The 22,980-nt window shown below is 42.4% G+C and carries 20 protein-coding genes; 13 read left to right on the top strand and 7 right to left on the bottom strand.

From position 1 onward, the window contains the following. Positions 1–78 precede the first annotated feature (78 nt). The 3 genes from ACOOEY_RS17230 to ACOOEY_RS17220 all read left to right on the top strand — a co-directional run bounded on the left by ACOOEY_RS17230 (position 79) and on the right by ACOOEY_RS17220 (position 3,630). A complete protein-coding gene (locus ACOOEY_RS17230; protein WP_420385967.1) occupies positions 79–666 on the top strand; it encodes a TIGR00730 family Rossman fold protein in 588 nt (195 codons plus the stop codon). A gap of 78 nt (positions 667–744) precedes the next feature. Next, positions 745–3,228, top strand: a complete 2,484-nt coding sequence (locus ACOOEY_RS17225; RefSeq protein WP_420388663.1) for an ATP-binding protein — start codon at positions 745–747, stop codon at positions 3,226–3,228. A gap of 3 nt (positions 3,229–3,231) precedes the next feature. Beyond that, positions 3,232–3,630, top strand: coding sequence for a RidA family protein (locus ACOOEY_RS17220; RefSeq protein ID WP_420385966.1), 399 nt, complete (start codon positions 3,232–3,234; stop codon positions 3,628–3,630). On the opposite strand, the gene ACOOEY_RS17215 is transcribed toward ACOOEY_RS17220, so the two are convergent. Further along, positions 3,617–4,270, bottom strand: a complete 654-nt coding sequence (locus ACOOEY_RS17215; protein ID WP_420385965.1) for an NUDIX hydrolase — start codon at positions 4,268–4,270, stop codon at positions 3,617–3,619. The two genes, ACOOEY_RS17220 and ACOOEY_RS17215, sit on opposite strands and share 14 nt — an antisense overlap. Before the next feature lie 86 nt (positions 4,271–4,356). Here ACOOEY_RS17215 and ACOOEY_RS17210 point away from each other — a divergent pair, with 86 nt between their 5' ends. From ACOOEY_RS17210 to ACOOEY_RS17200, 3 genes are all read left to right on the top strand, one after another. Then, positions 4,357–5,016, top strand: coding sequence for a DUF4159 domain-containing protein (locus tag ACOOEY_RS17210; protein WP_420385964.1), 660 nt, complete (start codon positions 4,357–4,359; stop codon positions 5,014–5,016). 85 nt (positions 5,017–5,101) lie between these two features. Continuing rightward, positions 5,102–5,482 (top strand): BlaI/MecI/CopY family transcriptional regulator, encoded by a 381-nt coding sequence (locus ACOOEY_RS17205; protein WP_420385963.1) that lies wholly within the window; start codon positions 5,102–5,104, stop codon positions 5,480–5,482. After that, positions 5,483–6,772: a M56 family metallopeptidase gene (locus tag ACOOEY_RS17200; RefSeq protein ID WP_420385962.1), complete on the top strand. Its 1,290-nt coding sequence runs from the start codon at positions 5,483–5,485 to the stop codon at positions 6,770–6,772. Here ACOOEY_RS17200 and ACOOEY_RS17195 read toward each other — a convergent pair. After that, positions 6,769–7,245 (bottom strand): hypothetical protein, encoded by a 477-nt coding sequence (locus tag ACOOEY_RS17195; RefSeq protein ID WP_420385961.1) that lies wholly within the window; start codon positions 7,243–7,245, stop codon positions 6,769–6,771. The genes ACOOEY_RS17200 and ACOOEY_RS17195 overlap by 4 nt on opposite strands. Positions 7,246–7,433: 188 nt before the next feature. Between ACOOEY_RS17195 and smc the strand changes: the two genes are divergently transcribed. From smc to ACOOEY_RS17180, 3 genes are all read left to right on the top strand, one after another. Beyond that, positions 7,434–10,961, top strand: coding sequence for a chromosome segregation protein SMC (gene smc, locus ACOOEY_RS17190; protein ID WP_420385960.1), 3,528 nt, complete (start codon positions 7,434–7,436; stop codon positions 10,959–10,961). A gap of 68 nt (positions 10,962–11,029) precedes the next feature. After that, entirely contained in the window at positions 11,030–11,956 is a 927-nt protein-coding gene (locus tag ACOOEY_RS17185) for a DUF2167 domain-containing protein (protein WP_420385959.1), read from the top strand. Then, on the top strand, positions 11,925–12,689 hold the full coding sequence (locus ACOOEY_RS17180; protein WP_420385958.1) for an SGNH/GDSL hydrolase family protein: 765 nt from the start codon (positions 11,925–11,927) through the stop codon (positions 12,687–12,689). The genes ACOOEY_RS17185 and ACOOEY_RS17180 overlap by 32 nt, the downstream gene beginning before the upstream one ends. 5 nt (positions 12,690–12,694) lie before the next feature. Here ACOOEY_RS17180 and ACOOEY_RS17175 read toward each other — a convergent pair whose 3' ends face one another. The 5 genes from ACOOEY_RS17175 to ACOOEY_RS17155 form a co-directional block, all read right to left on the bottom strand. Next, positions 12,695–13,252, bottom strand: coding sequence for a hypothetical protein (locus tag ACOOEY_RS17175; protein ID WP_420385957.1), 558 nt, complete (start codon positions 13,250–13,252; stop codon positions 12,695–12,697). Positions 13,253–13,284: 32 nt separating this feature from the next. Further along, positions 13,285–14,547, bottom strand: coding sequence for a hypothetical protein (locus ACOOEY_RS17170; protein ID WP_420385956.1), 1,263 nt, complete (start codon positions 14,545–14,547; stop codon positions 13,285–13,287). A gap of 6 nt (positions 14,548–14,553) precedes the next feature. After that, a complete protein-coding gene (locus ACOOEY_RS17165) occupies positions 14,554–15,132 on the bottom strand; it encodes a YceI family protein (RefSeq protein WP_420385955.1) in 579 nt (192 codons plus the stop codon). Between the two features lie 152 nt (positions 15,133–15,284). Next, on the bottom strand, positions 15,285–18,467 hold the full coding sequence (locus tag ACOOEY_RS17160; RefSeq protein WP_420385954.1) for a PAS domain S-box protein: 3,183 nt from the start codon (positions 18,465–18,467) through the stop codon (positions 15,285–15,287). A 396-nt stretch (positions 18,468–18,863) separates the two neighbouring features. Beyond that, positions 18,864–19,445, bottom strand: coding sequence for a YceI family protein (locus ACOOEY_RS17155; protein ID WP_420385953.1), 582 nt, complete (start codon positions 19,443–19,445; stop codon positions 18,864–18,866). Between the two features lie 204 nt (positions 19,446–19,649). Here ACOOEY_RS17155 and ACOOEY_RS17150 point away from each other — a divergent pair, with 204 nt between their 5' ends. From ACOOEY_RS17150 to ACOOEY_RS17135, 4 genes are read left to right on the top strand one after another with little or no spacing between them, the layout of a single operon-like run. Beyond that, positions 19,650–20,270 (top strand): RNA polymerase sigma factor, encoded by a 621-nt coding sequence (locus ACOOEY_RS17150; RefSeq protein ID WP_420385952.1) that lies wholly within the window; start codon positions 19,650–19,652, stop codon positions 20,268–20,270. Continuing rightward, complete coding sequence (locus tag ACOOEY_RS17145; protein ID WP_420385951.1) at positions 20,260–21,036, top strand: anti-sigma factor family protein; 777 nt, start codon at positions 20,260–20,262, stop codon at positions 21,034–21,036. Before ACOOEY_RS17150 ends, ACOOEY_RS17145 begins: the two co-directional genes overlap by 11 nt. A 1-nt stretch (position 21,037) precedes the next feature. Next, positions 21,038–21,640, top strand: coding sequence for a hypothetical protein (locus tag ACOOEY_RS17140; RefSeq protein ID WP_420385950.1), 603 nt, complete (start codon positions 21,038–21,040; stop codon positions 21,638–21,640). 11 nt (positions 21,641–21,651) lie between these two features. Beyond that, complete coding sequence (locus ACOOEY_RS17135) at positions 21,652–22,980, top strand: hypothetical protein (protein WP_420385949.1); 1,329 nt, start codon at positions 21,652–21,654, stop codon at positions 22,978–22,980.

The following is a 22,980-nucleotide window of genomic DNA, read 5'->3' as shown; positions in this document are numbered from 1 at the left end:
GAGTGAATTCATGTAAAAGGATTTAAGACTTTATAAATACCACACCATTGGTTACCTTAAATGCGCAAAGAATAAGTCATGCAAAAAATCAAGAAAGTTTGTGTCTACTGTGCGTCAAGCGACAAGATTGATCAAAAGTACTTTGAGGCCACCAAAGTTCTGGCCAAAGCACTGGCTAAAAACAACACAACCGTGGTTTATGGTGGTGGAGCCAGAGGTTTGATGGGACAGTTAGCAGACACCATTCTTGAAGAAAAAGGACGGATCATTGGCATTATGCCTCACTTTATGAAAGAGGTAGAGTTCCATCACAAAGACGTTAATGAATTCATCTTCACAGCCGACATGCATGAGCGCAAAAAACAGTTTATGGTAGGTGTCGATGCACTGATTACCCTACCCGGTGGCTGCGGCACATTCGAAGAGCTTATGGAGGCCATTACGCTAAAGCGCCTGGGTATATTTACTAAACCCATCGTAATACTGAATCTTGACGGTTATTACGACAACCTCCTTACCATGCTTGAGACAGCTATTGAACATGGGTTCATGGGTGAGGTACACAGAAATATCTGGACAGTCTTTACCGATCCGTCCAAAGTTTTAGAAACGATCCAGCAAAGCACGCCCTGGTCCAGCGATGCTATAAATTTCGCTCAAGCTTAGAATTGTATAATTTCAGGTCAGAATTCAGTTTTTTAACTTGCAAATGCAATCATAATCAAGAATCTTTCAAGATCATTGATGAGGCTATCTGGCACAAATATTCTTCTAACCACTCTCTTGTTATTCAGCCTGGGCTACAACAGTTTCGGTCAGGAACGCTTCTTCAAGAACTTTCATGTGATCAATGGCCCCACTGAAAGGACACTTAACAAGCAAAACATTCTCGTTTTTACTGACGAATCCAAAACCAGGACTATTGAGGATATTCAGGAACTAAGGCAGAATGACTTTATAGAAGCCAGTTACATCTCGCGTTTCGACCTTGAGGCCAACTATTGGTTATACTTCCGAATCAACAATGCCAGCGATGTCAGACAATCGCACATACTTAGAGGAGGAAATAACTCTAAAGAAACCTATTACATCAGCATAGACGACCAGGAAACTGTTGAACTAAAAACCGGAGAAGGCTTTGCCTCCAGCGAAAGAAGTATTCAACAAGGTATAGACACAAAAGTAAGGCTGGATATTCCGGCAAAAACAGAAGCCCACATCTATGTAAAGATTGAGAGTGAACATCAAATGCCAATCAGTCTGGCACAAAGTATTGAACCATATGATGACTGGCTGGGACAAAAGGAAAGAATCAATCTGTTCGAAGGGTTCTTTTCCGGCCTGGTACTGGTAATCATTTTCCTCAACCTATTTTTAACTGGTTATGTCAAGCAAAGGGTGTTTACCTACTTCGCTCTCTACAGTCTTTTCAACCTTCTCTACTTTATTGACTACTACGGCATTTTGGAGATTTGGCTCTATCCGGACTATGTAGATCCCCTGCCCATTTTTGGCTATGCTCCTGTATTGTCCATCACTTTCTATTGCTTCTTTGCCAGAGAGTTCCTGGACCTGAAGAAAGACTTCGCTGTGTGGGATGAGACCCTCAAGTGGGTGGGCTATTCAGGTGTTGCCGCCTTTGCCCTTATCTCCATTTACATGGGCCTGTCAGACAACTACTACATGACTTATAAAGCGTTTGAGGCGTACATGGTAATTGTCACAGGTTTAGGACTATTCTTCCTGATTTCTATTAACCTGAGGTCCAACCTGATTATTCGGTACTTCACCTGGGGAACCGTTTTGCTGATGGTTACCGTAATGATTTCAGCTGTAGCCAAAACCATCAATCAGCCGGTAGAGATCCCTATCTACATTCAGATCGGTCTCATCATAGAACTTTTCGTATTCTGTCTCGGAATCAGCCACAAGCTGAAAAGGGACTATGAAAACCATGAAATCACTCAGCGATCTCTTATTCTTCAGTTGAAAAACAATGAAAAGCTACAGCTCAATATTAATCAGGAACTTACCGAGTTAGTAGCAGCCAGAACACAGGTAATCAAAAAGCAGAACAACGAATTGGAGGTTGCGCGAAATGAAGCAGAAAAGGCCACCAGAGCTAAATCTGAATTCCTTTCTGTTATGAGCCATGAGATCAGAACTCCCCTTAATGCCATCATAAGCCTTTCCCACATCATGGAAATGGATAATGAAAATGAGGAGATGCAGGAGTACATCGATGCCCTGAAGTTCTCGGCTGAAAACCTCCATTCACTGATCAATGATGTATTGGATTATAATAAAATCGAGGCCGGCAAACTGGTTCTGGAATCTATAGAATTCTCCATTATTGATCTCCTGAAAAACATTAGAGACAGCTTCAAATACAAAGCAAGAAGTCAGGGCATTGATCTTATTGTTGAAGTTGGTGAACATATGCCGGATCGGGTAATGGGAGATCCTACCCGACTCACACAGATATTCAATAACCTGATTGGTAATGCCCTTAAGTTCACTCACGAAGGTCATGTGCATATTATAGCATCACTATCAGGTCTGAAAGATGATTTTGCCTCAGTAAACTTTGAAGTAAAAGATACAGGTATTGGTATTCCCCGAGATAAACTTGAAAAGATCTTTGAGGCTTATGAACAGGCCGGGCAGGAGACTACCAGAGAGTATGGTGGCACAGGTCTGGGACTTTCCATCACTCAAAAGCTATTGAATCTGATGGACAGCCAGGTGGTCATAGAATCTGCCGAGCAAAAAGGCACCAGCCTGTCTTTCGAAATCTCATTCAAAATCAATCAGGCTTTTGATATGGTGAACCTTCAGGATCAGATGAGAGACAAAGACCTGAACGGTAAACATGTACTGGTAGTAGATGATAACGACATGAACAGACTGGTCCTGAAAAGACTGCTCAACAGCTGGAATGCCCGTTTTCATGAAGCTACCGGAGGCACCGGAGCATTGGAGAAATGCAAGAACCAGAAGTTCGATCTGATCCTAATGGATATTGAAATGAAGCCGATGTCAGGTTTTGAAGTGGCAGCCAGTATTAGAGATCACTGTGAAAACAATCAGGAAACGGTGATCATCGCCATGAGTGGTTACCTGAGTGCAGAGTTCGACAATGTAATGGACAAGAACCATTTTGCTACATTGGTCCAGAAACCGTTTGAGCCAAATGAGCTCTACCGACAGATCATTAAATTCATTTAAGACATGGAAGATCAACAAAGACAAAACTTCAGTTCAGGTAGCCCCTGGGAAGACATTGTAGGATATTCTCGCGCTGTACGAGTGGGCAATGTGGTAGAAGTAACCGGAACCGTTGCCGATGATCAGGGGAAATTAGTAGGTGGAAACGATCCTTATCTGCAAGCCAAATTCGCCCTGCAAAAGATTAAAGGCGTACTGGAACAAGCCGGTGCCCACATGGAAGATGTGGTGAGAACGCGGATTTTTGTAACCGATATCACACAATGGGAAGCTATTGGCAAGGCGCACCAGGAAGCTTTTGGATCCATTAAACCCTGCACCACCATGGTTCAGGTATCCAGATTTATTAGTGATCAATATCTGGTTGAAATTGAGGCCAGTGCCATCATCAGCGAAGGTTAGACTCAACCTCTTCTAAAACATGGGCCAGCTCACTGAGCATCATGGCCGTTGCTCCCCAAACCACTTCCCCCCGCAGTTCAAAATATGGAGAGAATATAGTGTATGGTGGAAAATGCATTTCCTTTACTTTTCTCACCGATTGATCATGAAGCATCTTCAGCGGCATGGGTAGCACCTCGGCCACTTCTATGGGATCAGGAATAAAGCGGGGCGTATTTTTCAATACCCCAACAGTGGGCAATACTTTGAAGTTACTGGCAATGATGAACAGCTCTGATAGATTACCCAATACCTCAATGTCGCCCGAACGAACACCGATTTCCTCTTCTGTCTCTCTTAAAGCTGTAGCCACTAAATCCTTATCAGATTGCTCAAGCTTGCCTCCAGGAAAACTGATTTGACCACTATGTGCCCCATCATATTCAGGGCGTTTCATTAAAGGAATATGAATTCCACTTTCGTGGGGATAGAGCAAAACCATTACTCCTCCTAACTTAGCAGGCCGGGACGGGTTCTCTGTAAACCTTCTCTCATCCACAGGTTTGGGTGCCATCTTTATCTGGGCCTCTCGTCCCGGTAGTGGTTCCCCCAGCCTGCTTCTTACCGCTTGAATAAAGTTTTCGAATTCCTGATCTCTCACTCAGTTAATAATTGTTGGGATTTCTATCTTAAAGTAATAAACTAAGCCACTAAATAATCGTTCCAAAGACGAGAGCAATGGTTATCATGAAAAAAATTTACCTCCTCCTACTCATTTTTGCTGGTCCTTTATTAGCTCAGGCACAATCCGATCAAATTAAAATTGCCAAGCTTCAATATGGCGGTGGTGGTGACTGGTATGCCAATAAAACAGCACTACCAAATCTGGCCAGGTTTTGCAATGAACAGTTAGGCACTCAAATCGATGAAGAGGATGCTGTAGTACAGGTAGGCAGTCCTGAATTATTCGATTATTCCTACGTCTACATGACAGGACATGGCAATGTAGTTTTCAGTCCCTCCGAAGCAGAGAATCTCAGAAAATACCTCAGCTCAGGAGGCTTTCTGCATATTGATGACAACTATGGGCTTAACGCTTATATAAGACTGGAAATGAAAAAGGTATTCCCGGAACTTGAGTTTATTGAACTACCGGTAGATCACCCTGTTTATCATCAGAAGTTTGACTTTCCCGATGGTATTCCAAAAATACATGAGCATGACAACAAGCCAGCTCAGGGCTTTGGCCTGATTTATGAAGGTAAGCTCGTGTGTTATTACTCTTATGAGTCCGACTTGGGCAATGGCTGGGAAGATCAGAGAATACATAATGATCCTCAAGAGGTTAGGCTAAAGGCATTGAGAATGGGAGCCAACCTGATTACCTACGTTTTTACTCAACTCTGAATAAATAACTAAATAAACTAACCCGTTAGTTTGAAAACTACCGCGATAGTTGTATTATTGATAATTACGCAACAACTTTATTGATATGAAGGAATTAACCAAGGCTGAAGAACAAGTGATGCAGATTTTGTGGGATATAGAACAGGGCTTTGTCAAAGATGTATTGGCAAAAATGCCTGAGCCGAAACCTGCTTACAATACTGTTTCTACAATTATCAGAATTCTTGAGAAAAAGGGCTTTGTTGGCTACAAAGCTTATGGAAAAACACATGAGTACTTTCCATTGGTAGACAAGAAGACTTACAGCAATTTTTATCTCAAAAACTTTATTGGTGGCTACTTCGGAGGATCATTCCAGAAGCTAGTATCATTCTTTGCCAAAGAAAACGACATGGATCTCACTGATTTCGAATCTTTAATGGACCATGTTAAAACTGATTTAGACGAGGAAGAAGAAGTTAAGTAAATGAAGCAGCATCCAACCATAGAGCTACTCGAATCACTGAATTCTTCAGTGGTTTATCTCATTGAATCAGCCACCTGTCTGGCTGTTCTCTACCTGCTCTATTATTTCTTTTTAAGAAATGAAAAGAGCTTTCATTACAACAGAGCCTATTTGTTGGTTGCTTTATTTTTATCTGTTTCTTTTCCCATGATGGAGTTCTCTTACAATCCGGCCAGTACTCCGGGTTTCTTCAACTCCTTACATGAAATTGGTAATGGTGTAGGTGATGAACCGATCATTGAAGCCGAAAAAGCTTACTCCTATACCATTACAGCCAAATCTGAACGCCCTTTCCTGCTATGGTGGGAAGCACTTCTCTTATTATACCTTGTAGGTTTCGGCCTGGGTTTGTTGAAGTTCCTTATCAGGATCAGACAATTCAAGGAAGTAATCTGGTATAGAAGACATAATACCAGGTTTAAAGGGAACTACTTCCTGGTGAAGACTGAGGGCTTAATGCCTACTTTCTCTTTCTTCAACTACTTGTTTTGGGATAATTCTCAGCAGTATACTGAAAGAGAAAAAGAGCAAATCATTGCGCATGAGAAAGCTCATATCGACCAAAAGCATTCATACGACATCCTTTTTATCGAAATACTGAAGATTGTCTTTTGGTTTAATCCATTTATGTACCTGTATAAGATGTTGCTGGAAGAAGTGCATGAGTATGCAGCTGACCAGGCAGTGATTGGCAAAGAAAGTCATACCACTTATGCCAGCTTATTGGTTCGTACTGTTTTCAATAAAATGGGACTGGAATATGGTAGCTATTTCGGTAAGAATAAGACCCTGAAGCGACTTGATATGATGAAAAAAGTAGCTTCTACTAATTACTTTAAGTTGTTGTTGCCTTTACCGTTTATAGCGCTGTTGTTCTTTATCTTCTCTTTCGATGCACTGCCATTAGAGAAGGTGAAAGTAGACAACTATCAGGTTGAAGCATCGGCCGAAAAGGAAATTCTGCCTGAGCCGTTAATCGGCACAGCCGAATGGACCTCATTCCTTGAGGAGAACATCCTTTATCCTAAGGCAGCCAGAGATGCCAATGTAGAAGGCCAGGTAATTATATCGTTCGATGTGAACCCTAACGGTTACCTCGAATACCTTGAATTTGAGAATAAACTTGGGTTTAAGATTGAAGAAGCTATCCTTCAGGCGTTGAGAAAATCAAGCAAATGGAAGCCAGGTTTCTCTAACGGAGTTCCGGTGACAACCAGAGTCCGTTTACCTATCGAATTCAAGAAGTCTTAATTATACTTTCTTTTAAAGACCTCGGAAGCAATAAAAGCACGTTTAGCGGAATCAAGATCACTAAACATATCTGAGTAGCCCTTTTCCTCCTCTTCCGGATGGTATGGATCAAATTGTTCATTCACTCGTGCTCTGATTCTTGCAGCTTCTTCTTCCGCCTCTCTTTTTCTTTCTGCAGCACGCTTTTGAGATGCTTCGTAAGAGCTAAGTCTGGGTTTGCTCTCTGTTTGAACCACTTGTGGTTCTTCCTCTGTTTCTACTGCCGGAACGGGCTGCACCTGCCTCTGGCCGGTAAATTCCTCTAACAGCTCTTCGAATGTAGGTCTTCTTGATGGTCTCTGGGTCTCCTGCTCAGCATCGTTAGCTTCAGCAGCCCTTTTCTGTTGCTTCTTCTTGTTCTTGGAATTGCTCTGAACAATGAAATATATAATGGCCAGTGCTATATAAACCAGCGTACCTACATCTATATCCATAGAATAACAAATCTAAGAAATTGCCCGAGATATCCTTTTCAAGACTCATTTTTCCTACGCTTCCAAACAAGATCAGAACTACAGTAAAAATCTCCCAATTGATTAGCAATTTTTCAGACATTAAGCATGAATTGTCCTCGTTAATTTTAATTTTGCTAGCTACACTCATTTTTTAGTGGAGCCCGTTCATGCAGCTTACCAAGCTTGAAATAAAAGGATTTAAGAGTTTCGGAGATAAGGTAGTTATCAATTTCGATAAAGGAATTACAGGTATTGTAGGTCCTAATGGCTGTGGTAAGTCTAATGTGGTAGACTCCATTCGTTGGGTACTGGGCGAGCAAAAGACCAGAATGCTAAGGTCTGAGAAGATGGAGAACATCATCTTCAATGGTACCAAAAAACGAAAGCCAACTCAATTGGCTGAAGTATCCCTTACTTTCAAAAACACCAAGAACCTGCTTCCTACAGAGTACACAGAAGTTACGATTACCAGAAGGTACTATCGATCGGGAGAAAGCGAGTATTTGCTGAATGGAGTGAACTGCAGGCTCAAGGATATCACCAACCTCTTTATGGATACTGGTATTGCTTCTAATAGCTATGCCATTATAGAATTGAAAATGGTAGACGATATCCTGAACGATAAGGATAACTCCAGAAGGGCTTTGTTCGAAGAGGCTGCCGGTATTTCTAAGTTCAAAACACGGAAAAAGGAAACCCTAAAGAAGCTAAAGGATACTGATGATGACCTGGATCGGGTCGAAGATCTTCTTTTTGAAATAGAGAAGAACCTAAAGTCTCTGGAAAAGCAAGCCCGTCAGGCTGAAAAGTATTACAAGCTAAAAGAAGAATACAAAGTTGAGAGTGTAGCTCTTGCCCGGAAAACCGTAGCAGAGAAGTCCAATCGTTTCAAGTCTCTGGAGAAAGCCATTCAGCAGGAAAGCGACAAGAAACTGGAGATCAATCAGATGATGACCAATCAGGAAGCCACCATCGAGAAAGGCAAGACCGAGTTGATCAACAAAGAAAAGCTACTGGCTTCCAGACAACGTACCCTGAATGAACATGTCAATAAAATCAGACAGTTCGAAAGCGAAAGAAAGATCAAAAACGAGCGACTGACCTTCCTTCAGGACAAAAGTGACAACCTGCGTGAGCAGTTAGAAGCCGATAAGAAGAGTAACGACCGGGCTTCTTTCAGTCTGGAAAGTTTACGTAATGAACTGGAAGGCGCTGCAAAAGATCTATCCGTCATTGAACAGGAGGTCCATTCCCTGCAAAAGATATATGCTGAGCAAAAAGAGCTGAGTCAGGAAGCCCAACTAGCCTACGAAGAGCACAGAAAAACCTTTACTTCCAAGCGCGAGCGTCTGTTCAACCTGAAGAAGGAAATAGAAATTAAAGAAATACAGCTTCAAACACTGAAGTCTGAGTTCGAAAAAACAGAGACAGACAGTTCAGAGCAATCGGAGAATCTGGAACGCTTTGATGAAAAGCTCCAATTGCTGGAAGAGCAGAAAGAAGAAAAAGGCAGCCTGCTTTCCAAAAGAAAAGCTGAAGAAGATAAACAAACCAAGGCCATTCAGGACACGACTGATACCATCGATATGATCAGGGAAGAAATGACCCAGGTCGGCCGTAAACTGGACAGCAAAAGAAACGAGTACAACCTGACCAAATCGCTGGTTGAAAACCTGGAAGGTTTCCCGGAAGCCATCAAGTTCCTCAAGAAAAAAGCGAACTGGAATAAAAACGCTCCCCTCCTTTCAGACATTATCACCTGTGACGACAAGTATCGTGTAACCATCGAGAACTATCTCGAGAGCTATATGAACTATTACATTGTCGATACCGAAAGGCAGGCCTTCGAAGCCGTGAACATTTTGAGTGATGCCTCCAAAGGCAAAGCCAACTTCTTTGTTCTGGATGCCTTCGACAAATACGAACCACAGCCATCCAAACTCTACGATAATGCCATCCCGGCAACAGAGATTGTAGAATATGAACCAAAGTACAGAAGACTGATTGGTTATATCCTTGAAAATGTATTCATCGTCAAGGGAGGTCCGGGTGATATTCCAATGGATGAAGATGCTGTATTCATTACTGAAAGCGGCAAATACACCAAGCGCAAATTCAGCGTTTCGGGAGGGTCAGTTGGCTTATTTGAAGGAAAAAGGATTGGTAGAGCCAAAAACCTGGAAAAGCTACAGAAAGACATCAAGGACCTCGAATCCAAGAGCGTTAATATCAAAGACAGGCTGGATCAAAAGCAACAAGAGCTGGCCCGTCTCAAGTCCAACACTTTCAAATCGGATATAGAGGAATTGCAGAGAGAATTCAACATGGTGAACGAGGAATACATTTCCGTGAAAACCAGAAAGGAGCAACTCTCTCAAATGCTGTCTACGCACGCCAACCGCAAAGAAGAAATTGTTAAAGGCATAGAGCGACTCACGCAAGAGCTCGATGGACTTGTACCTCAGGTGGAAGAGGAAGAGGTAATCTTCGCAGAACTGGAATCAGGTATATCGGAACTCGAAGAGAAAGCAAAAGCCGAAGCCGCCACCCTGTCTGAAAAATCTCAGGTATTCAATGAGAAAAACATACTCTATCACCAAAAGCAAAACCGGGTAGAGTCAATCAAACAGGAAATCAGCTATAAAGAAACTGCCTTTGAAAGTAGCAAACAGCGCATCACTAAAAACCAGGACGAACTGGAAAGGAATGAGCTGGAAATCAGAAAGCTGATTGATACATCGGAAAACAATGAGGATGAACTCATTGAGATGTATGACGAAAAAGAAAGCATTGAAAAAGGTGTCAATGAAGCTGAAAAAGACTACTATGCTCAACGGGGAGAGATTGATATAGCAGAAAAGACACTCAGGGAGCTACGCCATAAACGAGAGCTTTCCGATACCCTCATCATGGAGCAGCAGAATAAGCTCAATGAAACCAAGCTGGAACTGAGCTCCGTAAAAGAACGCCTTTCAGTTGAGTTCAAAGTAGACCTTGACGCTATTCTGAAAGAAGATGTAGAGCCTGATGAACGCCCGGCTGATGACATTGAGGAACGTGTACTCAAGCTCAGAAGTAAAATCGAAAACATGGGGCCAATCAACCCTATGGCCATGGAAGCTTATGATGAAATCAAGGAACGCCATACCTTCATCACCGAGCAGAAAAACGATTTGGTGGAAGCTAAAGACTCATTGCTTCAGACCATTGAAGAAATTGATACCGTAGCGAAAGACACTTTTCTGGAGGCCTTTGCCCTGATAAAGGAAAACTTCATCAAGGTTTTCCGCTCTCTCTTTACCGAAGAGGATGACTGTGACCTGAAACTGACCGACCCGGACAATCCTTTAGAGTCATCGATTGATATTATGGCCAAGCCAAAAGGTAAGCGACCTCTGACTATCAATCAGCTTTCAGGAGGAGAAAAAACGCTCACTGCCACCTCTCTGCTTTTCGCTATCTACCTGCTTAAACCAGCTCCATTCTGTATTTTCGATGAGGTAGATGCCCCACTTGATGATGCGAATATTGACAAGTTTAACAACATCATTAAAAAGTTCTCTAACGAGTCACAGTTCATTATTGTAACCCATAATAAACGCACCATGGCTTCAACTGACATCATCTATGGTATCACCATGATTGAACAGGGAGTTTCTCGGGTTGTGCCGGTAGACCTGAGAGAATTAGCCTAAAATTAACACCCCTCTTTGCCCCTCCTCCTCATTAACTTTAATATCTTAGGTGATACCTTAAACTGAACATGAAAAAATTATTCACTATCGTGTGCCTGATGGCCCTTTCATTAATGGCCTTTGCTCAGGAGGAAGAAGAACTTAGCCCGGAAGAATTACAGGAGTTTGAAGAGCTTATCAGGCAAACATCTGACAGCCTTGATGCTACCATGGACTATCAATATGGATCCATCCTGTTGGGTGGAGATATAGCCACTCTTAAAGTACCGGAAGGCTTCAAGTTTGTTAATCGTGAAAAGGCGAAATACGTCCTCACCGATGTCTGGGGAAATCCCGAAGACGAGTCAACCCTTGGTCTCATTTTTCCCGAAGACTCCAATCCGTTCTTCATGTCTTATGCCATAGAAGTTTCTTATGTAGAAGATGGCTATATCGAAGATGATGATGCAGCCGACATTAACTACTATGAGTTACTGGATCAAATGAAAGAGGACTCTGATGCAGAAAATGAGCAAAGGGCAAGCATGGGATACCCAATGGTGGAGTTGATTGGCTGGGCCTCTTCTCCTTACTACGACTCCAAAACCAAAAAACTGTATTGGGCTAAAGAACTCAAATTTGAAGAGTCAGAAATCAATACACTCAATTATAACATCCGAATTCTGGGAAGAAAAGGCTACCTCATGCTCAATTACATTGCAGACATCGACCAGCTGGACCTTATCAATGCCAACATAGATCCGGTATTGAACAGTGTAGAATTCAATGAAGGTTACCGATACGAAGATTTTGATTCGAGTATAGATGACGTAGCCGCTTATGGTATTGGTGGACTCATTGCCGGAAAAATTCTGGCCAAAGCCGGCTTCTTTGCGGTTCTGCTAAAGTTCTGGAAATTAATTTTGATCGGTATAGCCGGAATTGGTGCCGGAGTTCGTAGGTTCTTAAAAGGCAAAAGAGCCCATGAAGAAACAACGAAACCTGAAGCTACCTGAAGCAGTTCATAAACCATTAAGCAAGCAAAAAAAGGCACTGCCAATGAAACTTTTCACTTTCATCATGGCCATCAGCATTATGGCCTGTACCTTAGATGACACTTCAAACGAACCTATGATCAACCCATCAGCAAATAATTATTTAGCCCTTGGCGATTCTTATACCATTGGTGAAAGCGTGGAAGAAAATCTACGCTGGCCAGTTCAACTGACTAATCAATTAAATGAGGATGGTTTTGAAGTGAACTCTCCAAAGATCATAGCAACTACCGGATGGAGAACAGATCAACTGAAGGCGGCCATTGAAAGTGATGATGAGCTTTTAGAGCAGTACGATCTGGTATCGCTACTGATAGGCGTGAACAACCAATATCAGGGGCGATCTGTAGAGAGTTTTGCTCCGGAGTTTGAGGAATTACTTCAAATGGCCATTAAACTGGCTGGCAACGATAAAGACAAAGTCTTTGTAGTATCCATCCCTGACTATGGGAAAACGCCCTTTGGAGCAGCCAAGGCCGAACAAATTGCCAGAGAGCTGGATGATTATAATGCAGTATCGAAACAGATTTGTGAAAAGTATGGAGTTGAGTACATCAACATTACTCCCATTTCAAGACAGGATGACAAGGAAGGAAAACTTGTAGCCTCAGATAACCTGCATCCTTCAGGCTATCAATATGGGTTGTGGGTTGAAGAAATGTATGATGAGGTGAAAGCTATTCTGAATCAGTAGATCAATTATTGATCCCTTAAAGCCAGGTTCAGGCGGATATTCAGTTCTTCGTGAACCTTCAGCAAGCCGAGGAATTTCTTTGGTGGTTCCAAGTCGAAGTATTTCAGATTCAGGTCGAACTCGGCCTTTAGTGACTTCTGCCCTTTTTCTTCCACCAAGATGAAAGGCAGTTTTTCCATATAAAGCTCTTTCCCAACCAGTTTAAGCCTTAGGGAACTGAAGTAGTTATCTCCTTCTTTAAAGAATTGTTCTACCAGGACATGAATAAAGGGGTACTCTTTCGATTGAAGTGTTTTGTTGAAGTCGCGGTTAAGCATTTTATTACCACAACCAAACTCATCGACAGGGAGGTTGATATCCATTACTGGTCTTTCCCTTGCCTCTCCATGATTGAATCTTAGTGTATCGGCTTCGCGAGTTGTAGCATAATCACAGGCAAAGCGGCCAAAGGAGGTTACCCCATCGATGATAACAGACTTCCCTGTTACCACCTGAAAGTCTTGGGCCTTCAGGGATAACAGGGAAATACTGCTGAATAATATGATAACTAAGTTTCTGATCATTCCTTTGTTAAGGACACACTTTCAAGTGTTGACTAGAATCCAATGACTGCTTCGAGAACGATACCGTTGAATTTACCATCCTGGAATCTGGTGTTGGCAAAACCATCACCTGAGTATTCCTGATTGACATATTCAAGTTTCATCAACACATTGTTAGTCATAAACCAACCACCACCAAGGTTCAGTCTGCTGATGTCGCTGGTAGCTGCTGCATCACTTACTTCACCACTAACGCTGTTGTATCTACCTCCAAGGTACCATTGCTCAGCGGCTCCGAATCTGTACAGGCCTTCAAAACCCAGTTGAGTGAATCCACCGCCTACAGCATCGTTACCATTATTGACAAACTCAAACACTCCGAAGAATTCCAATCCTTTGAATTTAACAAATGGGTTGATCTGAACGGCAGTCTGATAGCCAAATCTTGGGTTAAATCTTGGGTCAAAGTCGCTACCACCATTGGCAACAGTAGCTAAAGTGCTATAGTATCTGCCACCGGCACGGTCACCACCGTAGATGTAATCTCGGGTACTCTTGTCAGAGCTAGAGTAAAGTGAACCAGTTAAACGTAGTCTCAAGTCATCATTTACCTGTTTGTCATAACCTACTTTACTGAAGAATACGAAGCCATCGTCACCTTTTACAGGGCTTTGATTCAATCTACCATTAGTAATACCGGCTACTAAAATCCAGTCAGAAGGCAGTAAAGTTACTTCCAGGAAAGGCTCAGTGGTAAAGGCATCCATAATATAGTTACTCACAAATGGGTTGTAGATGGCCATGGCGTTATCTGATCTTCTGAATTGCGCGTCACCGTAGTTAATCTGGTCCATACCTACACGGATAGTGGCAATTTTCATGAATTCTGACAAGAAACCTTCTTTAATGAAGTCCAGCTTATCGAACTGTAAGTAACCACCTTTTACGTAGGCTTCGGTATGGTGACGAGAAGACAGATAAGTTCTTAAGTGCATTCTCATACCATCGGCCAGTTGTGCATCGATGTTCAGGTTAGCAGTTGGCAGGTTAAAGTTTGAACCTAAGTCTACCAATGGGTCTCCAACTATGGAGTTCTCATGGCTTAAGCCCTGGAATTGAATTGCGAAGTCACCTCCTACGCGCACATAGAAGCCTTCATATTGAACAGTATCTGATTTAGAAGTTTCAAAGACATTAACACCTTGCTTTCCAGCGAATCTGTAATACTGCAAGGCCTTACGGGTGTCCACCTGAGCGAAAGTGACCACACTGCTCAGTAAAAAGAGGACAATAAACGAGAGTCTAAAATTTTTCATGACTATTTAGTTTTGGAAAGTTGCGTTGAATTCGATGGTGACATCGTCACCGGTTTTAATTGTGCCCATGAGAGCAGTGGGCGGATCAATCTGATAATCAGTCAGACGAAAATCCGTGCTTCCTTTGACTGTCAGGCTATTGCCCGACTTCTCTACTGTGATGTCAAAGATCACGTTCCTGCTGGTTCCGGCTATGGTAAGCTTACCGCTTGCCTTACCTGTTGTAGCTGACTCCATATTACAGCTGACAAGCACGAACTGAATGTTGGGGAACTCATCTGTTTTGAGCGCCTTATATGCATTTTTATCCATGCCCCTTTTTCCACTCTTTAGCGTTTCTGCTACAAGAGTGATTTCAGACCCGGTAAAATTGAGTACCCCTTCTGTCGATTCACTTACCTGCACAAAGCCTTCACCCTCTTCTGAGGTCATGTGCCAATCGTGTAAGGTCGAAGTTCCTTTCACAGAAAATTCCTGAGAACCTGCCTTAAGATTTAGCTTTTGCTGGGCCTGTAGATTAAGACCAATTAGAAAGAATACTACCAGGGCTAAAATTTTTGATGATTGTATCACTGGCGTTTTCATGATATCTGGTTTTTGTTTTTGATACTCAAAGGTATCTATCGCACTAAGGCAGGAGCGTGATGCGCATCAATCATTAATGTGACTTTTGTCACATTAAAAGGATGACCTATATCATGAAAATATGATGTGGAGCTTCCCCGGTTAGCGGGTACTTATTGATTATCAGGGTAGAACATGGCTTTGAGCCTGTCAATCAACTCTCTGGTTTCGGACAAGACACCTGAGGCCATTTCAGCACAATCCGAAGTGCCTAAGGCATTGACACAGTCTTCAACCCTTCCCAGTAACTCGTATTGGCCGATCATTTTAAAACTGGATCTCATTTTATGGAGTAAGAAGCTGGCTTGAGCTGTATTATTGGATTCTACTATTCCTGGTAGCTTCTGAATGAACTCTTCAAAGTTGAGGATAAAGCTATCTACCAGACTTATGGCAAACTGTTCGTCTCCTCCTACATAGGCAAACAACTTCTCTTTTATATCCATTCCTGCAGTTTCATCAGACGCATTACTCGGTGGCTTAACTGACTGTTTTACATGACTCAATATCTTTTTATGCAGTTCTGACGGCACAAATGGCTTCACCACAATGTCATTCATACCGAAATCCCTGATGCGATTCATGGTACCCGTATCTGATGAAGCTGTTAAAGCCAGAATCGGCAGGTCTTTGAAGTAAACATCGTCAAACCCTCTTATTTCTTTGGTAGCTGTCAGTCCGTCCATTTGCGGCATCTGCAGATCCATTAATACCATATCGTATTTCTTGCTCTTTACAGCTTCTACAGCCTCCAGCCCATTGTGAGCCAGACTCACTTCAATTCCCCAGTTGTTCAGAAACTTGATAGCCACAATCTGATTGGCAGAATTATCTTCAACTAATAATATATGAAGCTTCAAATGAGTCAGGTCGGAGAGTGTATCTCTATATGAAGGATTACTGGTTGAAACAGGAGAGACCTTATCCTGATAAGGGAATTTTAAATGGAAGGAAAACGTAGATCCTTTCTCAAGTTCACTTTCCAGTTGAATTTCACTCCCCATAATTTCTACCAGCTTACTGGTAATGGATAAGCCAAGGCCTGTACCACCAAAACTTCTTGTAATGTGGGATTCAGCTTGTACAAAACGATCGAATATCTTCTTCTGATTATCCTTAGATATGCCAATACCCGTATCCTGAACCTCAAAACGTATATCTACCAGATCATTGGCCTTACTCACCAGCTCTATCGTTACCCGAACACTTCCACTCTGGGTAAACTTAATGGCATTACTCAACAGGTTATTAAGGATCTGAGATAGTCTTGAGGGGTCTCCTATTACCATACCCGGAATATCGCTATCGTAAAACAGCTTCAGACCGATAGACTTTTCTTCAGCCTTGTAGGCATGCGTAAGCTTAATATTATTGACAAGCTCCTCCAGGTTAAACTCAATTTCTTCAAGTTCTACCTTACCTGCTTCAATCTTATTATAATCGAGTATGTCATTGACCAGACTCAGTAAATTCTCCCCGCTGAATCGTATGATCTTCAGGCCCGGAAGCTGGTCAGCCCTGGGAGCCTCCTGCATCAGCAAGTGAGACATGCCGATAACGGCATTCAGAGGCGTCCTGATTTCGTGAGACATTACAGAAAGGAAATTGGCCTTGGCCTGAGAGGCACTCTCTGCTTTCTCCTTGGCCTCAATCAATTCCATTTCCTGGCGCTTAGCATGAGTAATATCCTCAGTGAGCATGATAATTCCACCGATGTCACCTTTATTATTATACCAGGGCTTTACCTCCCACTTGATCCACTGCACTTCTCCGTTTTCCCTTTCAAAGGGATCTTCTTCTCTTCTGTGCACTGCACCGGCCAGACACTCTCTGTGTATCTGCTTCCACTCCTCTCCTATTTCGGGGAAAACCTCATAGTGTCCTTTGCCCAGAATGTCATGTCCTTCAAGCCCATAAGTTTTAAGCCATTGACTGCTATGGGCCAGGTAGATCATGTCTCTATCGAACATAGCAACTGGGGCTGGCGTGGCCAGTACAAAAGACTCCAGCCTGTAGTTCTGATTTTTAATGATCTGCTCCTGCCCTTTCCTGATCTGTATATTTCTGGTAGAGGACCTTAGTGAAGTCACTTTACCTTCATCGTTGACGATGGCTGTCGAAATTGACTCAAACCAGATATAATTTCCATCCTTATGTCTCAGACGGTATTCAAAGTAGTTTTCCTTATCTCCTTCCAACAGTGGTTTGTGCGCCTCATTTCTGGCCCTTTCCATGTCATCAGGATGCATCAAGTCATATGGAGTCAGGCCAATGATCTCTTCAGGTAAATAGCCCAGAGAGTCCTTGATCGAGGGAGAAACATAGGTATAAGCCCCTGTTAGATCATGGAGGCAGACAATGTCCTGAGAAGTTTCTGAAATCAGTTGGTAAAGCGTAGAGCTTTCCTCCGACTTCCTTTTGAGTCTGATCTCATTCGTAATGTTGCGAGAGATGGCTGTTACTTTAATCAACACCCCATTCTCATAAATCATTTTCGACTTTTGCCCTACAATGAGCTCAGCCTCTGGATCATCCTTCACCAGAACCCGAAAACTGATATTCGCTTCTACAGCACCCTGATCAATTTGCTCCCGGTAAAATAACCTGACTCTTTCCCTGTCTACCGGGTGCACCAGTTCAGTATAGCGCATGTTCAGCAGCTCATCGACAGAGTAGCCAAAGTCCCTGGACATCACAGGGTTGCAATAGGTGAAAACTCCTTCTGCATTAGCCTCAAAGACATAGTCCTGCACATCTTCAATCATAGACTGAAATTGTTCAGTCTGCAGCTGAAAGTCTTCAATCTCTCTCCGGAGTTCCAACTGGATCATTACTTGTCTGGATAGTCCCTTTAATGCTCTTTTCTGAGAATCGGTCAGCATCTTGCTCTCCGTATCAATGACACACAGTGTACCTAATACTTCACCATTGGAGGCTAATAATGGTGCTCCGGCATAGAATACAATATTCGGACTACCCGTTACGAGGGGATTGTCTTTAAATCTTGAATCATTTGAGGTATCGCTGACTTCAAAAATCTGAGCCGGGGTATGGATGGCGTGAGCACAAAAGCTATAATCTCTTGGGGTTTCATCTACTTCCAGTCCCACTTTAGATTTAAACCATTGTCTGTCTGAATCTACCAGGCTAATGAGAGCAATTGGAGTATCACAGATTTCCGAAGCAATGGTGGCAATCTCATCAAAAGCCTCTTCCGGCAAAGTATCCAGAATATTATAGTTGTCCAGTGTAGCCTTTCTTTTGGCTTCTGTTTTGGGTAAGTCCGGTTTTTTCATTCAGTCAGCAGCAATGGTCAGTGATTGTCTATGACCATCATTTTAAGCCCAGTTCTCAACGTAAATATATACGTATTCTGTTCTCATTTTGCCCTGCTCATACTTTATGCACCCAGGACATTTGAAGCCTCTGACAAGAAACTAATCTGAAAAGCACAGATAATAATACAACCCGCAGATTTATGGATTAGAACGGCATAAGCAGAAAGGAAATAATTTTCCGGATCTGTTGAATAAAAATGATATGAACATAAAAGTGAGGTTGTCTCGAGTTTGCCTGATCACGTCATTCTGAATTTATTTCAGAATCTATTGAGACCCTGAAACGAGTTCAGGGTGACGCTGAGCAGACATTTGAGACAACCTCAAAGAGCTTTGAAGTAGTATTGTATCAAACTATTTGATATTGCTTGCCTTAACCAGGGGAAGTTGTACTTCAATCTTAATCTCATCTTTACATTGTACTGCGCCACCAAAGTCGGTTGGTGGCTCCAAACCAAAGTCACTAAAAAGTGTATTGGCTTCTGCTACAATCCAAACAATCTCATCCTGCATACGGGTCGTGAACTTAAAAACCAAATCTACATTCTTACCTGCCATGTACAGGTTGCCATGCATTTGTAGGGGTTCATCATTAATTCTGGAAAAACCGTAGGCAAAGAAAGTGACCATTGGATTGTCATCGGTTAACAAAGTAGACTGTGCCTTCCTCGTCATTCGCTTATTTTGTTCATTGATAATGGTACTGGCATCAATGTTTACAATTACCCTTGAGAGGTGCTGTAAAATCTCGCCATCCATCACCATCTGAGCATCTCCCTTCAATTGGTTGGACTTGAGCATCCACGAAGAAGTATTAGACTTACCACTGAGTACAAGGTATCCTGCACCATCTACTATCTCGTATTTCTCTTGAGCGTTCACTTGAAAAACAGCCACGAGAAATAGTGTTGAAAATATGATTCTTAAAGTTTTCATGGCTTGAAATATTATTTGACATGAAGCTACCTCTTAATATAATTTTCTTACCTAATGAGAATCATTCAAATCCATGACAATAGTCAGGCTTTCAAGCCATTACGGCAACTGACCATCTTGACTTACAGGCATTACCGAGAATTCTTTAACTTCCTTCAAACTTTTTCCGGAAGAGGTTCATCTTAAAACCGGAACCACAATGAAATGAGGGAAGTCAACCTAATGCCACAAACTGATTTTCTGGTCAAAGCCGCGAAGGAAGGCGATGTAATTGCACTTAACCAACTGGTAAAACAGTGGCAGAAACGTATTTACAATTTTGCCTTCAAGTACTTTGGCGATTACGACATGGCGATGGACGTTACACAAAAGACGTTTATCTCCATGAGCAAGAACCTGAGTTCGCTAAAAGATGAGAACAGTTTTAAGTCATGGATTTACAGAATTGCAGCCAACTATTGTCATGAAGAAGTAAGAAGGCAAAACAGAAGATGGGTCTTCCCATTTATGAAAGTGCAGGGAAAAGATGACAAACAACACATCTCTGACACACTCTCAAATCATCGTAGTCACAATCCTGAAAAAGAGCTTGGCAACAAGGAATTGAAGGATGTATTGAAAAAGGCCCTGGCCACACTGCCTGAAGAACAGCGTATGGTGGTCATTATGAAAGAATATGAAGGGCTAAAGATCAGAGAAATTGCAGAAGCAATGGCTATCTCTGAAAACACAGTAAAGTCGAGACTTTACTACGCTTTGGGGAGCTTGAAAAAGCTGCTCGAACAGTGGAACATCACAAAAGAAACGGTGCATTATGAAATATAAACCCACCCAGGAAGAACTGATCGCCTATTTATATGGCGAGCTTCCGCAGCAAGATTTAGAACGTATCGAGGAGTTTCTCAATAAGCATCCCGAAACGAGGAAGGAGTTAGAATCCCTCCAGCAAACAAGCCTGTTGATGGCTGAGTATGAAGATGAAGAGCTACCGGAACAAATGGCCTTCATTCAGCCTCAGAGAAACGAAGAATGGCTGTATTGGAGAAAGTATGTAGCCGTTGCGGCAACTCTCCTGCTCATGGTGACTTTCGGTGCCCTCAGCGGTTTTAAAGTAGTCAACTCTGAGGCTGGTCTGCACATTGGTTTTGGTGAAACCCAGTATGGCTTAACCGAACAAGAGGTAGCCGACATGATTTACCAGGACAGGGTAATGATGCTGGACTTTATGAATACCAGTCTGGAGGCCCGCAATGACAGCATTAATCAGAAGTTCAATGCCCTGCAAGCCAGTCTCAATAACGAAGACATGATCAGAACTGCCTTTGAACAGGAAAAACAAGCCTTAATTCAGGACATTACAGACCTCACTGAGAAGATGGGAGACAACTATCGAGGCATTTTAAGAGAAATAGTGGTCAACTTTTCAAACAATATCGAAACGCAACGCATCGAAGACTTAAGAAACATTCAGGCGGCTTTTGACGGACTTGAAAATGCTACGGTCAATAGACAATTGGATATTGAAGATGCAATTTTCAACCTGTCAGAAAAGGTCAATGCAATAGCTGCCAGTCTATCAAACAGAGATTAAAATGGTCAAAAACTCAAAATATATCATCATCATTTGCTTCATGCTCATCAGTACAGGATTATGGGCTCAAAGCAACAACAGCAAATTCAGTCCCATACAAAGGGACATAGAGATTAGCAGAGTCACTTTAGAGAATTTTCTAAAGAAATGGGAAGGAGAGCCACTGCTCAACCGCATAGAGAAGGCAACAGGCCTTTACAATGAAGGCAAGGGAGTTGAGTTCATTATAGATGCCCCTAATGCCAGAATATTCCTGGACGGCAGGTTCATCATGAATCAGAAGGACAAGGTGCTGATGGACACTTTCTACGATGAAGAAATAGTGAGACTTCAGAGAGACAGGCTTAAACTCAGTGTAGCTAGCTTTCTGGAGGATTTTGGAAGCTACCTTCCTAAAATCAACGATCAGGAGGAGATTACCTTCCGCTTTGAAGTAAAGGATCCTGTCAACCAGAAAGAAGAAAGCCCTGGTACATCACCTAAAGAAAATATAAGAACCTATCAGATTGCATTTGCCATTGAAGGCTCGGCCCTGCAAAGGTTCATTGCTGAAGACTCATCTGTCAGCGAAATAGAGAATAGTATTAAAATATCAATGAAATAAATATCTGAATTATGAAAAAGACAACGATCAAAATCAGCTTACTGGCTCTGGCATTATGCTTCGGGCTCAACACAGCTCAGGCGCAGAGTGCTCAGGCTGTAGATATTGTAGAAGGATATGCTTCCCATGGTGGAAGACAAGACCTCTCCCAACTTCCAAAAATGGAAAAGGACATTATCATCCTCCAAAACGTACTAGGAGACTTGTTCAGTAACAATGAAGGCGACAGGTTCTTCTCCAGCAGAAATGCCAAAGGCATGTACATTCCAGGCAGCGGTGTAATGTTTAGCCTGAACAGTTCAGTCTACGGCAGTGCCCTTGTTGAGTTGGTGTCTGCACGTGAAAGAGAATCGCAAAGGGCAGATAGAACCGAAGAGCCGGATTTGGATGTGGATGAAATGAATAAGAAGAACGAAGAAAACCTGAAGCAAAAATCCAGGGAGTTCTTAGCCAACTATGGCAGTTTGCTCAGCGAATTAAAATCGGGTGAGAAAATCATGTTGAATATCGAGTATTCAGAAGCGGTTGACAGAGACCGGGACAGAATTTCTACCGGTGGCGCCCGTGTAGCCTACATCGGCTCAAGAAGCAACAAGAAGCGTATGCAAAGCAGCATTTCAGCCAAAACATTGAGCGATTTTACTTCCGGAAAAATCAGCCTGGATCAAGCCATGAATTCAGTTGAAGTAAATATCAAAGGCGACAGTGACAAAGAGATGTCCGATGTAAGAATTATGGCCGGCATCCTCGATGACCTTCTTCAGAATACCATGGATGGAAAACTAAGAAGGAGAAGCAGAACATCATGGTCTTACTTTGATGGTTTCGGTCTTATGTTCAATATCCAGATGTCTACTACCGTATCGAGTAACCTTGTAGTCTACAGCCAGGGTGCAGCAGGAACTGTTTCCAGAATCAGCAAAGATGACAGAGACAAAGAGAGAGAAGAAATGTTGAAAGACCTGGAAGAAGTCTTCCCTGAATTTGAAGAAATGCTGAAGGAGAACATCATTCAATATGGCCGCACATTGAGAAGCCTTGGTACAGGTGAAAGCATTATTGTCAATGTAGATTTAGGTACCTATTTCAGAGATTCTAAACTTCCAAGAAGCATTAGAATGGTCATTCCTAAAAGTACTATTGAAGCTTATGCCAAAGGACAGAAGTCTCTGGACCAGGCCAAGCAGGATGTAGACATTACCAGACTTCAGACAAGCATTGGCAATAACGGATCTTTCCTTTACCGTTCTGATAGTGATTTCTTTCCTACAGTATATGAGACAGCACCAGAACCTGCTACATCAAGCAGTGTGAGAGGTACAATAAAATCAAACAAATAA

Origin of the sequence: Roseivirga sp., assembly GCF_965216855.1 — a bacterium.
In the GTDB taxonomy this organism is placed as follows: domain Bacteria; phylum Bacteroidota; class Bacteroidia; order Cytophagales; family Cyclobacteriaceae; genus Roseivirga.
This window is presented reverse-complemented; position numbering and strand designations above follow the sequence as displayed.

Bases quoted from the DNA above. Each gene is read 5' to 3' on its own strand.
- ACOOEY_RS17230 (WP_420385967.1), top strand. From the start codon at position 79: ATGCAAAAAATCAAGAAAGTTTGTGTCTACTGTGCGTCAAGCGACAAG.
- ACOOEY_RS17225 (WP_420388663.1), top strand. From the start codon at position 745: ATGAGGCTATCTGGCACAAATATTCTTCTAACCACTCTCTTGTTATTC.
- ACOOEY_RS17220 (WP_420385966.1), top strand. From the start codon at position 3,232: ATGGAAGATCAACAAAGACAAAACTTCAGTTCAGGTAGCCCCTGGGAA.
- ACOOEY_RS17210 (WP_420385964.1), top strand. From the start codon at position 4,357: ATGAAAAAAATTTACCTCCTCCTACTCATTTTTGCTGGTCCTTTATTA.
- ACOOEY_RS17205 (WP_420385963.1), top strand. From the start codon at position 5,102: ATGAAGGAATTAACCAAGGCTGAAGAACAAGTGATGCAGATTTTGTGG.
- ACOOEY_RS17200 (WP_420385962.1), top strand. From the start codon at position 5,483: ATGAAGCAGCATCCAACCATAGAGCTACTCGAATCACTGAATTCTTCA.
- ACOOEY_RS17195 (WP_420385961.1), bottom strand. From the start codon at position 7,245: ATGGATATAGATGTAGGTACGCTGGTTTATATAGCACTGGCCATTATA.
- smc (WP_420385960.1), top strand. From the start codon at position 7,434: ATGCAGCTTACCAAGCTTGAAATAAAAGGATTTAAGAGTTTCGGAGAT.
- ACOOEY_RS17185 (WP_420385959.1), top strand. From the start codon at position 11,030: ATGAAAAAATTATTCACTATCGTGTGCCTGATGGCCCTTTCATTAATG.
- ACOOEY_RS17180 (WP_420385958.1), top strand. From the start codon at position 11,925: ATGAAGAAACAACGAAACCTGAAGCTACCTGAAGCAGTTCATAAACCA.
- ACOOEY_RS17175 (WP_420385957.1), bottom strand. From the start codon at position 13,252: ATGATCAGAAACTTAGTTATCATATTATTCAGCAGTATTTCCCTGTTA.
- ACOOEY_RS17170 (WP_420385956.1), bottom strand. From the start codon at position 14,547: ATGAAAAATTTTAGACTCTCGTTTATTGTCCTCTTTTTACTGAGCAGT.
- ACOOEY_RS17165 (WP_420385955.1), bottom strand. From the start codon at position 15,132: ATGAAAACGCCAGTGATACAATCATCAAAAATTTTAGCCCTGGTAGTA.
- ACOOEY_RS17160 (WP_420385954.1), bottom strand. From the start codon at position 18,467: ATGAAAAAACCGGACTTACCCAAAACAGAAGCCAAAAGAAAGGCTACA.
- ACOOEY_RS17155 (WP_420385953.1), bottom strand. From the start codon at position 19,445: ATGAAAACTTTAAGAATCATATTTTCAACACTATTTCTCGTGGCTGTT.
- ACOOEY_RS17150 (WP_420385952.1), top strand. From the start codon at position 19,650: ATGAGGGAAGTCAACCTAATGCCACAAACTGATTTTCTGGTCAAAGCC.
- ACOOEY_RS17145 (WP_420385951.1), top strand. From the start codon at position 20,260: ATGAAATATAAACCCACCCAGGAAGAACTGATCGCCTATTTATATGGC.
- ACOOEY_RS17140 (WP_420385950.1), top strand. From the start codon at position 21,038: ATGGTCAAAAACTCAAAATATATCATCATCATTTGCTTCATGCTCATC.
- ACOOEY_RS17135 (WP_420385949.1), top strand. From the start codon at position 21,652: ATGAAAAAGACAACGATCAAAATCAGCTTACTGGCTCTGGCATTATGC.